This is a genomic window from Burkholderia sp. ABCPW 14, from assembly GCF_001523835.1.
GTDB classification, from domain to species: domain Bacteria; phylum Pseudomonadota; class Gammaproteobacteria; order Burkholderiales; family Burkholderiaceae; genus Burkholderia; species Burkholderia mayonis.
In genome coordinates this window covers 190,595-201,389 of the sequence record NZ_LOVS01000147.1, presented here as the reverse complement: position 1 = coordinate 201,389, position 10,795 = coordinate 190,595, and the positions used below count along the sequence as shown (strand labels likewise).

8 protein-coding genes and 1 pseudogene are annotated in these 10,795 nt (G+C 66.2%); 5 read left to right on the top strand and 4 right to left on the bottom strand.

Annotated features, from left to right (window positions below):
• Nucleotides 1-127: pseudogene (locus WS62_RS34700) on the bottom strand (3-oxoadipyl-CoA thiolase); the annotation flags it as partial.
• 227 nt (nucleotides 128-354) lie between these two features.
• On the opposite strand from WS62_RS34700, the gene WS62_RS23185 reads away from it, so the two are divergent.
• On the top strand, nucleotides 355-1,140 hold the full coding sequence (locus WS62_RS23185; RefSeq protein WP_066575781.1) for an IclR family transcriptional regulator: 786 nt from the start codon (nucleotides 355-357) through the stop codon (nucleotides 1,138-1,140).
• A gap of 308 nt (nucleotides 1,141-1,448) precedes the next feature.
• Nucleotides 1,449-2,174, top strand: a complete 726-nt coding sequence (locus tag WS62_RS23180) for a TetR/AcrR family transcriptional regulator (RefSeq protein ID WP_066575778.1) — start codon at nucleotides 1,449-1,451, stop codon at nucleotides 2,172-2,174.
• A 283-nt stretch (nucleotides 2,175-2,457) separates the two neighbouring features.
• Here WS62_RS23180 and WS62_RS23175 read toward each other — a convergent pair whose 3' ends face one another.
• A complete protein-coding gene (locus WS62_RS23175) occupies nucleotides 2,458-3,648 on the bottom strand; it encodes a M20 aminoacylase family protein (RefSeq protein WP_066575812.1) in 1,191 nt (396 codons plus the stop codon).
• Between the two features lie 134 nt (nucleotides 3,649-3,782).
• Between WS62_RS23175 and WS62_RS23170 the strand changes: the two genes are divergently transcribed.
• Together WS62_RS23170 and WS62_RS23165 are read left to right on the top strand one after the other, a co-directional pair.
• Nucleotides 3,783-4,682: a LysR family transcriptional regulator gene (locus WS62_RS23170; protein WP_066575776.1), complete on the top strand. Its 900-nt coding sequence runs from the start codon at nucleotides 3,783-3,785 to the stop codon at nucleotides 4,680-4,682.
• A 234-nt stretch (nucleotides 4,683-4,916) separates the two neighbouring features.
• Nucleotides 4,917-5,699, top strand: a complete 783-nt coding sequence (locus WS62_RS23165) for an ABC transporter substrate-binding protein (RefSeq protein ID WP_066493266.1) — start codon at nucleotides 4,917-4,919, stop codon at nucleotides 5,697-5,699.
• Between the two features lie 220 nt (nucleotides 5,700-5,919).
• On the opposite strand, the gene WS62_RS23160 is transcribed toward WS62_RS23165, so the two are convergent.
• Nucleotides 5,920-8,040: an acyltransferase family protein gene (locus tag WS62_RS23160; RefSeq protein ID WP_082721213.1), complete on the bottom strand. Its 2,121-nt coding sequence runs from the start codon at nucleotides 8,038-8,040 to the stop codon at nucleotides 5,920-5,922.
• A 270-nt stretch (nucleotides 8,041-8,310) separates the two neighbouring features.
• On the opposite strand from WS62_RS23160, the gene WS62_RS23155 reads away from it, so the two are divergent.
• Nucleotides 8,311-9,426 carry a succinylglutamate desuccinylase/aspartoacylase family protein gene (locus WS62_RS23155; RefSeq protein ID WP_066575773.1) on the top strand — a complete coding sequence of 372 codons (1,116 nt, stop codon included), beginning with the start codon at nucleotides 8,311-8,313 and terminating at the stop codon, nucleotides 9,424-9,426.
• Nucleotides 9,427-9,843: 417 nt separating this feature from the next.
• Here the strand turns inward: WS62_RS23155 and WS62_RS23150 are convergent, their stop codons facing one another.
• A complete protein-coding gene (locus tag WS62_RS23150; RefSeq protein ID WP_066493260.1) occupies nucleotides 9,844-10,653 on the bottom strand; it encodes a MetQ/NlpA family ABC transporter substrate-binding protein in 810 nt (269 codons plus the stop codon).
• Nucleotides 10,654-10,795 lie beyond the last annotated feature (142 nt).

The following is a 10,795-nucleotide window of genomic DNA, read 5'->3' as shown; positions in this document are numbered from 1 at the left end:
CGCGGTTGCGCTCGACGAGCGCCTTGAGCGGCACCGCGCCGAGGTCGTCGGCCCGTACCGGGGCCAGGGCGCCGCCATAGCGGCCGATGGGCGTGCGGATTGCGTCGCACAGGAAAGCTTCGGTCATCGTCGTCTCCGGTCAATCTGATCACGCGAGCCGGCACGACGGAAACCGCCGTCGCCGCTCGCCCCGAGATTTGTTCGATAAAAGAACTTAAGATCGTTAATCGAACGTTTCCGTGCGATCATAGGGAGCGCGCCGGCTCGCGTCAAGCGCGCGCCCATGCAGGACGCGGGTTGGCGCAACCGACCCCATGCGCTAATCTTCTCCGCTGCACATTATTCCAAGCGGCCATGAGCACAGAACTTCAGGCAAAACCCGGCGACTCCTACGTCCAGTCGTTCGCACGGGGTCTCGCAGTCATTCGCGCGTTCGACGCGGAGCATCCCGAGCAGACGCTCACCGAGGTCGCGGCCGCGACCGGCCTGACCCGCGCGGGTGCGCGGCGCATCCTGCTGACGCTGCAGACGCTCGGCTACGTCGAAGCCGACGGCCGCCTGTTCCGCCTCACCCCGAAGATCCTCGATCTCGGGTTCGCGTATCTGACATCAATGCCGTTCTGGAATCTCGCGGAACCGGTGATGGAGCAGCTATCCGCGCGCATCCACGAAAGCTGCTCGGCGGCCGTGCTCGACCGCACCGAGATCGTCTACGTGCTGCGCGTGCCGACGCACAAGATCATGACGATCAATCTGTCGATCGGCAGCCGGCTGCCGGCGTACTGCACGTCGATGGGCCGCGTGCTGCTGGCGTCGCTCGACGACGCCGCGCTCGACGACACGCTTGCGCAGAGCACGCTGCGCGCGTACACGCCCCGCACGCTCACCGATCCTGCCGCGTTGAAGGACGCGATCGCGCAGGTGCGCGGTCAGGGCTGGGCGATCGTCGATCAGGAGCTGGAAGCCGGGCTGATTTCGCTGTCGGCGCCGATCCGCAACCGGCGCGGGCACGTGATCGCCGCGATGAACATCAGCGGCAATGCGCAGCGACACTCCACGAAGCAGATGGTGAAGACGTTTCTCGACCCGCTGCTGGAAGCCGCGCAGACCGTGTCGCAACTCGTCGCGCGACGCGGATGACATGGCGCGCTTGGGGGCCGCCCCTGCCCCCAAGCGCGCACTCTCCGACTTCATCTTCGGCCAGAACGGCACGGCGGCGCCTGCACGGCCCTATCTTTGTTTTGCTTTATCAAGCAGCGCCGCTTGCCGATCAAATCCTGTCCGAATGGTCAGGTTATAGCGCATTAGCGCCGTGAATTCAATGAATTAAAAAAAACGTGTCGCTTATGCGCGGCGGAACGGCCGCCGGCGGTCCGCGATGCGTCGGCCGGCGGCTGCGGCGTCTACAATGACCGCCTCCCGTTGCCGCCATCCACCAAGCGCACGCCATGCAACACGACGATCCGACGACGCCCACGCCGCCCCCCGACGCGCCCGCGCCGCGCGCCCGGACGAACACGGCGCGCACGCCAAGCCGCGCGCGCAAGGCGCACATCCGCGAGCTGAACGAAGCGCACCTGCTCGCTTGCGCGGAGGCCGTGTTCGCCGAGCGCGGCTTCGAGGGCGCGAGCACCGCGCTGATCGCCGAGCGCGCCGGGCTGCCGAAGGCGAACCTGCACTATTACTTCCCGACGAAGCTCGCGCTGTACCGGCGCGTGCTCGACGACCTGCTCGAGGATTGGCACAGCGCCGCGGACAGCTTCGACATCGGCGACGATCCGGTTGCCGCGCTCGGCGCATACGTGCGCGCGAAGATGGCGCTCTCGTACAAGCGGCCGCTCGGCTCGAAGGTGTGGGCGAACGAGATCATCAGCGGCGCGGAACACATGCAGGATCTGCTGCTCGGGCGCGTGAAGCCTTGGATGGACACACGGATCGCACTGATCGAGCGCTGGATCGCGCGCGGGCTCGTCGAGCCGGTCGAGCCGAAGACGCTGCTCTACATGATCTGGGCGGCCACCCAGCACTACGCGGACTTCGACGCGCAGATCGTCGCGCTGTCCGGCAAGCGCGCGCTGTCGGCGAAGGCGTTCGACGCGACGACGGAGGAGGTCGTGCGGCTGATTCTGCGCGCTTGCGGCGCGCGTTCGCCGGGGGCGCAGGAACAGGCTTAGGGCGTGGGCGGGGCGGATGGCGCGGACTTTTGCGCCCTTCGCCCTTCGCCCTTCGCCCTTCGCCCTTCGCCCTTCGCCCTTCGCCCTTCGCCCGTCGCTCGTCGCTCGTCGCTCGTCGCTTGGCAGCTTCCCGTTTTGCTGTCCAAGCTGCTTGCCTCGCTCCGCCTGACGTCCCGCGCCAACTCTATCGCGTGACACTCGCCTGGCGCCGGGCCGGCAACTTCGGCATACGGACGGACGGCTCACGCCCCGCCGCTACCCGCTGCGCCATCGCAGCGCCCGCCTACCGCCCGAGATACCGCTCGACGAGCCGCGCCCAGAACGCCGCGCCGATCGCCAGATTGCGGTCGTTGAAGTCGTAATCGGGGTTGTGCAGCATGCAGCCGTCGTCCGCGCCCGCACCGTTGCCGAGCCGCACGAACGCGCCCGGTCGCCGCTGCAGCATGAACGCGAAGTCCTCGCTGCCCATCAGGATGTCGGCCTGCTCGACGACGTTCCGCTCGCCGACCAGCTCCTTCGCGACCTGCGCGGCGAAGTCGGTTTCGGCGTCCGAATTGACGACGACCGGATAGCCTTCGATGTACTCGACGCTCGCCTTCGCGCCGTAGCTCGCCGCCTGCGATTCGACGAGCTCGGCGATGCGGCGCTTGAGCAGTGCGCGCACCGCCGGGTCGAACGAGCGCACGGAGAGCTCGAGCCGCGCGCGGTTCGGAATGATGTTGTTCGCGGTGCCCGCGTGCAGCGAGCCGACCGTGACGACGGCGGGCTGCGCGGGATCGACGTTGCGCGCGACGATCGTCTGCAGCGCCATCACGATGCTCGCCGCCACGACGATCGGATCGACCGCGAGATGCGGCCGCGCCGCGTGGCCGCCGACGCCGTGAATCTCGATCACCGCCTTGTCGCCCGCCGACATGAACGGCCCGCGCCGCATCAGGAACACGCCCGGCTCGACGCCCGGATGGTTGTGCATCCCGAACACCGCGTCGCACGGAAAGCGCTCGAAGAGGCCGTCGTCGATCATCTTCTTCGCGCCGCTGTCGACGCCGTGCTCTTCCGCCGGCTGGAAATACAGATGGACGGTGCCGGAGAAATTGCGCGTCCGCGCGAGCCGCCACGCGGCGCCGAGCAACATCGTCGTGTGGCCGTCGTGGCCGCACGCGTGCATCTTGCCGGGCACGGCGCTCGCGTACGGCAGCCCGGTCGCCTCGACGATCGGCAGCGCGTCCATGTCCGCGCGCACGCCGACGCTGCGCGCGCCGTCGCCCGCGCGCAGCGTGCCGACGACGCCCGTCTCGCCGACGCCGCGCGTCACCTGCCAGCCCCACGCCTCGAGCTTGTCGGCGACGAGCGCGGCCGTCTCGATCTCTTCGTACGCGAGCTCCGGATGACGGTGGATGCAATGGCGGATCTCGTGCAGCGCGTCGGCGAGGGGGGCGAGGTCGTCGACCTCAGTCAAGCGTGCGTCGTTCATCGAAGGCTCCGTGGCGGCGGCGTCCGTGCAATCGGACGCGCAGAAGCGGGCCACTATATATACGCCATGACGATTCAATAAGATGCTGTTTTTTTCACCGCGATAAACTGCGTTTATCACCCTCCTTCGCCGCCATGAAGCTCCAGCAACTGCAGGCGTTCGTCTTCGCCGCCCATCACAAGAGCCTGCGCGCCGCCGCGCGCGAGCTCGGCGTCACGCAGCCCGCGATCACGCACACGATCCGCGAGCTCGAGAGCGCGCTCAACGCGGAGCTGCTCGTGCGCAGCGTGCGCGGCGTCGAGCTGACCGCGTGCGGCCACGCGCTCTTGCCGCGCGCCGAGCAGTTGCTCGGCGACATGCGCCGCACCGTCGAGGCGGTCGAGCAGGTCAGGGGCGAGATGTCGGGGCGCATCGCGGTCGGCACGATGCCGTCGATCGCGCTGACCGCGCTGCCGCGCGCGGTGATGAAGTTCCGCGCGACGATGCCGCGCGTGAACCTGTCGCTCGAGGAAGTGACAGTGCCCGACGCGCTCGCGCGGCTGCGCAACGGCGAGCTCGACATCGCCGCGATCCACCACCTCCCCGCGCTCGAGCGCGACTTCGCGCAATCGCCGCTGTGCTCGACGGAATTCGTCGTCGCGATGCGCGAAGGCCATCCGCTCGCGGGCGCGCGGCGGCTGGCCGAGCTGCTCAACGCCGAATGGATCGTCACGGTCGGCGCCGATCATTTCCCGCACAGCGTGATGATGTCGATGTTCAACGCACACGGGCTGCCGCTGCCGCAGCGGCTGCTGCGCGCGCCGTCGTCGTTCGCGGTGACGCTCGGCCTCGTCGCGCGCTCGGACGTGATCGGCTGCTTCACCAAGCCGCTCGCCGCGATGGTCGCGCCGCTCGGCATCCGCGCCGCGCGGCTCGACGACACGCTGCCGAGCTACGACCTGTCGATCCTGTCGCGCCGCGACCTGCTGCCGACGCCCGCCGTCACGCAATTCATCGCCTGTCTCCGGCACGCGGCTGACGAAACGTTGACATAGATCATTCCCGGACAGGCAACGCCGCACCGCGCCGCACAAACCGCCTCGACGCGCGCCGAACCGCTATCGGGGCTTCCACTAGGAAGCGCCGCGCTATTTTGTCTTGGTAATCTTGGCGCACCGTTCGTCCCGCACCGGACGAGGGCACCAGTCAGCCCGGCCCGCAGCCGCGCCGGGCCGAAGCGCACTTGCGGCACAACCGCGCGCAATCATCGAACTACACGAGGAATAACAGTGAAAAAATTCTTGGCGGCTTTGACCGTGGCCCTGCTCGCAGTGTCGGCAGGCGGCGCCTATGCGAAGGATTGGTCGACGATCCGTTTCGGCGTCGACGCAAGCTATCCGCCTTTCGAATCGAAAGGCCCGGACGGCAAGGTGGTCGGCTTCGACGTCGATCTCGGCAACGAAATCTGTAAGCGTGTGAAAGCAAAGTGCGTGTGGATCGAAAACGACTTCGACGGCATGATTCCCGCGCTGAAGGCGCGCAAGTTCGACGGCGTGCTGTCGTCGATGTCGATGACGCCGCAGCGTGAAGAGCAAATCGCGTTCTCGTCGAAGCTGTTCAACACGCCGACGCGCCTCGTCACGAAGAAAGGCTCGAACGTGATGCCGACGGCCGACTCGCTGAAGGGCAAGACGGTCGGCGTCGAGCAGGGCACGATCCAGGAAACGTACGCGAAGACCTACTGGGCGCCGAAGGGCGTGAAGGTTCAGCCGTACCAGAACCAGGATCAGGTCTACGCCGACTTGCTCGCCGGCCGTCTGGACGCGGCGCTGCAAGACGCCGTGCAGGCCGAGATCGGCTTCCTGAAGACGCCGCGCGGCAAGGATTTCGCGTTCGCCGGCTCGGATCTCGACGATCCGAAGACGCTCGGCGAAGGCGCCGGCATCGGCCTGCGCAAGGAAGACACCGATCTGAAGGCGAAGATCGACAAGGCGATCGCCGACATGCGCAAGGACGGCACGTACGACAAGATCGCGAAGAAGTACTTCGATTTCGACGTGTACGGCAAGTAAGCCGGCCCGCGGACGGCGCGACCGACGCGACGCGGCGCGCCGCCCTGCGGGGCGAAAAACGGGCTTCGCTCTTCAGTGAAGCCCGTTTTTTTTGCGCCCGGCATCGACGCGCGCAACCCGACGGCAGGCTCGGGCAGCGCCCGCCGAACATGCATGCGCGCCCGCGCCTTCATTCGGCAGTCGCCCTCGCCGGTTGCCGCCCGGCGTCGGCAAATCGGCGCTACGCGACGCCGATCAACTTGCGTACGAACGCCTCGAAGCCGGGCAGGACCCGCAAATTTCCATAACCGCTGATGTGATCGCCGTCGAAAAACAACGGCCGCTTGCCGTCGTACGCCGAGCACGTTTTCTCCGGACACAGGAGCGGCAGCGGATCCCACGTATGAACGTTCGGCACCTGGGCCGCGATCCGCGCGTACGATTCCAGAACCGGCGCCCTCAGCTCGTCGATCTCGCGCCTGCTGACAAGCGGGCCGCGTTCGCAAATCGCGTTGTGTCGATTGAACCAGTCCGAGCAGCGGTACGGGACCATTCTGAATATCGGCGTCGGCGCTTCCAGCACGATCCTGGCCCCTCTCCGCTCGATGTCCTGCAACACCGGAATGGCATCGGCGACGGCCCGGTTTCGCTGGTCGACCGCTGCGCCGCCGAACAGCAACTGCCGCGCGGCCCCGTCGCCCACGAACGCCCACTGGGTGATCAGGCGCGGCAGGCGAAGAGACGGCAGGAAAACGACGTCTCCCGGCTCGAGTTTCGACAGCATGTCCGTCAGCGCCGCGTCGCCGTATCGACGGCATCCGGGATCGCCGCCCTCGCGCCACGGCTGAAGGCTGACGAACGGACACCCCGCGTTGTTATAGGAATAGACCGTGATGCCCGTCCGAACGACGAATTGCTTGAACATGCCGGCATAGGCCATCGCGTGCGAATCGCCGATCACGAAGACACGATGGCTGCTTTCCGGCGGCCAGTCGCAATGCTTGCGCGAATAGATCCACAACCTGCCGCCGTGGACGTCCCGATTGTCGACGTCCGCAAGACAGCCCGGATAGGCGGGGTTCGTGTCGGCGCCGTACGGATACCAATCCAGCCGGTTTCGCGCGACCGTACTGAGCGACAGCGTCGGTTGGGCGACGGCCAGCATCGACGAGAGTCCCGCGCCGCCCGCCATCAAGCCCAACCCATATGCGACCACGACGATGCGGGGCACCCTGCGCACCGACGAACCGCGACGAAACGGCGTCTCGACAAAACGGTGCGAAGCAGCCGCAAGCGCGAACGCGAGAACCAGCGCGCAGGCTCTGCTGCTTGCCGAGTCGAGCCCGATCGTCCAGCGAAACACGACGAAGATCGGCCAATGCCACAGATATAGCGAATAAGAAATCCTGCCCACGAATCGAAAAGCGCGGCTCTCCAGAATCGTGGAAATCAGGCCCGCAGGCCCGCGCCCGTATAGCAAGCCGAGCAGCCCCAGCGTGCCGGCGACAGGAACGATCGCGCCGGGGAAAGGATAGAGATCCGGCTTCGACATGACGAATCCGGCCAGCACCGCCGACGCAAACGCCCAGGCGCCCGCCTTGATTCCGGCGGCGGCGGAAGATCGCGCCGGCTCGCCCGCGGAAAATCCGGAAGGCGCGACGCATTGATAGAGCAGCACCCCCGCGGCAAGCTCCCAGAATCGACCGAAGATGAAATAGAACGCTTGCGTGTGCTTTCCCGGTCCCACCCAGCCAGCCCATGACAACGACACACACAGCCCGACGGCAATCAGCGCCGTCGACAGATATTTCCGGTTCTTGCGAGCGAGCCATGCCCAGAACAGAAACGGAAAGATCAAATAAAACTGTTCCTCGACGCCGAGCGACCACGTGTGCGTATACGGATTGAACTCCGCCTTCGGAGAAAAATAATCACTGCCCGTGGCGCCGAGGATGAAATTGCTCAAGCCAAAAAATGCGAGCAGTCCGGTTTTCTGATTTCTGTCGCTCAGGTAGGACGCCGGAATGAAGAGCGTCGCGATCAAGCCGGTCACGAGCAGGACAACGACCAGCGCCGGCAGAATCCGCCGCATGCGCCGGGCATAGAAAAACAAAAGAAATTGCCCGAACGAAATCGGCCCGAGGTTCGCGACGGACGAACTCACGACGAAGCCCGAAATCACGAAAAAAATGTCGACGCCGGAAAAACCGCCGGGAAGCCAGCGCGCATCCATGTGATACAGCATGACGGACAGCACCGCCCACGCTCGCAGGCCGTCGATGTACGGAAGGTATGCGGTTTTCTCGCGTATCCTCGGCTCGCCGGTCCGGCTGCCCATCAACTGCATCTCGCTCACTGTCATAGGATCGATCCTTGGCCGAGCCTTCGCCGCCCGCATTCGCACGATAAAAAAATCGACGCCCCGCACGCGCTGCGGCAGACAGTGTATCGATTAAAAAATCGTCATAATTTTGATCCGGCGAGCACGCTGCGTTCGACGCAAGTCATTGATCGGGCAGAAAAACGGTGAACCTCCGGCACAGGTTTGGTGCGTCGATGACGATCCACGTACAATCGTTGTCTCACCGACATCGACAGAAGGCGCGCGGCGGTTGCGCCGCTCATTCCCATCATGCAAACGCAGACCCATCCGCTGATCTCGCCGGCCGTCGGCACGGCGCGCCACATCACGAGCTTCCACTACGGCCCGCGCAGCGGGAAAAAAATCTACATCCAGGCGTCGCTGCATGCGGACGAGCTGCCCGGCATGCTGGTCGCGACGCTGCTGCGCCGCAAGCTCGCGGCGCTCGAGACGGCGGGCAAGCTGCGCGACGAGATCGTCGTCGTGCCGGTCGCGAATCCGATCGGCCTCGCGCAGCACGTGTTCGGCGATCATCTCGGCCGCTTCGAGCTCGGATCGATGCAGAACTTCAACCGCAACTTCCACGACCTCGCCGCGCTCGTGATCCCGCGCATCGAAGGCCGCCTCACGAAAGACGCGGCCGCGAACCTCGCCATCGCGCGCGACGCGATGCGCGAAGCGCTCGGCGAGCAGAAGCCGCGCACCGAGCTCGAATCGCAGCGGCTCGCGTTGCAGCGGCTGTCGTTCGACGCCGACATCGTGCTCGACCTGCACTGCGACTGCGACGCGGTGATGCACGTCTACACGAATCCGGATCTGTGGGACGACGTCGAGCCGCTCGCGCGCTACCTGGGCGCGAAGGCGTCGCTGCTCGCGCTGAACTCGATCGGCAACCCGTTCGACGAGATTCACAGCTTCTGCTGGTCCGAGCTGCGCAACCGCTTCGGCGAACGCCATCCGATCCCGAACGGCGCGATTTCGGTGACGGTCGAGCTGCGCAGCGAGCGCGACGTGTCGTATGAATTCGCCGAGCACGACGCGCAAGCGCTGATCGAATACCTGACGCTGCGCGGCGCGATCGAAGGCACGCCCGCGCCGCAGCCGCCGCTCGAATTCGCGGCGACGCCGCTCGCGGGCACCGATCCGCTCGTCGCGCCGGTATCAGGCGTGATCGTGTTCCGTACGCCCGTCGGCGTATGGATCGAGGCGGGTCAGGAAGTGGCCGACATCGTCGATCCGCTGACCGACCGCGTCGTCACGTTGAAGAGCAGCGTGTCCGGCGTGCTGTACGCGCGCCAGATCGCGCGCTTCGCGACGGCCGGGATGGAGGTCGCGCGGGTCGCCGGCGCGAAGCCGATCCGCACCGGGTCGCTGCTGACGGCCTGAGCGGGCGCGTGCACGGCCGGCGGCCGGCCGCGAGGGGCCGGGCTGAATGCGGCCGCGATGTTTCGATCGCGGGCTGCGGCATTGCCCGCGGCGACCCGGCAGCCTTCGCCGAATCGCCCCTCAGCCGACATCGCGCAGGCGCGCCGCGGCCGGGAAGCGCATGGGCGCCAAAATGGGCGGCGCCGAGAACATCCGCCGCGTTTTCGTCACGCATTCCGCGCGCCCGCCTCGCCGCCGCCGCCCAACGGCGGGCGCCCCGAAAAGACACGCGCCCAAAAACGCTCGCCCGCGCAAGGCGGGCGAGTCGCTCTCCAAACTCATATCAGCGCAAGCATCGTGCTCGTGCTTGCATGAGCATCGCGCGATGCGATGCGTCCGGGCGCACGCGCGGCGCGCCGCCCGCCCCTGTCGGCCTCGTCAGAACGCCGGAATAATCGCGCCGTTGAATTTCGTATCGATGAACTTGCGCACGTCGTCCGATTCATACGCGGCGACGAGCTTCTTCACCCACGGCTTGTCCTTGTCCTGCGCGCGCACCGCGATCAGGTTCGCGTACGGTCCCTTCAGATCCTCGATCGCGATCGCGTCCTTCACCGGCGACAGCCCCGCCTTCACCGCATAGTCGGTGTTGATCGACCCCGCGTCGAGGTCCGGCAGCGCGCGCGGCAACTGCGCGGCGTCGAGTTCGACAAGCTTGATCTTCTTCGGATTCTCGGCGATGTCGAGCGGCGTCGCGTTCACGCCGTTTGCGCCGGCGCCCGGCTTCAGCTTGACGACCCCGTACTTCTGCAGCAGCAGGAGCGCGCGATTGCCGTTCGACGGATCGTTCTGAATCCCGACTTTCGCGCCGACGGGCAGATCCTTCAGCGACTTGAGCTTCTTCGAATAGAAGCCCATCGGCGACGTATACGTGAGCCCGACGTTCACGATCCTGTAGCCGCGCTGCTTGATCTGGCTGTCGAGAAACGGCTGGTGCTGGAAGCCGTTCGCGTCGAGGTCGCCCGCATCGAGCGCCGCGTTCGGCTGCACGTAATCGTTGAATTCGATCACCTTGATCGCGAGCCCGTCGCGCGCGGCGACCTTCGTCACCTCGGCCCAGATCTGCGCGTCCGGGCCGCTCATCGTGCCGATCTTCAGCGCCGGGCCGCCCGCGTGTGCGAGCGTCGCCGCGATCGCGAACGCCGCGCCGCCGGCCGCCCGGCGAAAGATCGAAGCAAATCGTTGCATGGCTTGTCCTCGCATCCCTTTTTCATGAAAGCGCGAATCGTCGCATGTGGCGGCAAAGGGACAAACCAAGCAATTTTCATACATATATTCCTGCGCCCGGTCAATCATCCGGCGGAATCGATATAACGCGACGAATGCAAGC

What these genes read in the sequence shown, in the direction of transcription:
- WS62_RS23185 (WP_066575781.1), top strand. Translation starts at nt 355, where the DNA reads ATGAGCACAGAACTTCAGGCAAAACCCGGCGACTCCTACGTCCAGTCG.
- WS62_RS23180 (WP_066575778.1), top strand. Translation starts at nt 1,449, where the DNA reads ATGCAACACGACGATCCGACGACGCCCACGCCGCCCCCCGACGCGCCC.
- WS62_RS23175 (WP_066575812.1), bottom strand. Translation starts at nt 3,648, where the DNA reads ATGAACGACGCACGCTTGACTGAGGTCGACGACCTCGCCCCCCTCGCC.
- WS62_RS23170 (WP_066575776.1), top strand. Translation starts at nt 3,783, where the DNA reads ATGAAGCTCCAGCAACTGCAGGCGTTCGTCTTCGCCGCCCATCACAAG.
- WS62_RS23160 (WP_082721213.1), bottom strand. Translation starts at nt 8,040, where the DNA reads ATGACAGTGAGCGAGATGCAGTTGATGGGCAGCCGGACCGGCGAGCCG.
- WS62_RS23155 (WP_066575773.1), top strand. Translation starts at nt 8,311, where the DNA reads ATGCAAACGCAGACCCATCCGCTGATCTCGCCGGCCGTCGGCACGGCG.
- WS62_RS23150 (WP_066493260.1), bottom strand. Translation starts at nt 10,653, where the DNA reads ATGCAACGATTTGCTTCGATCTTTCGCCGGGCGGCCGGCGGCGCGGCG.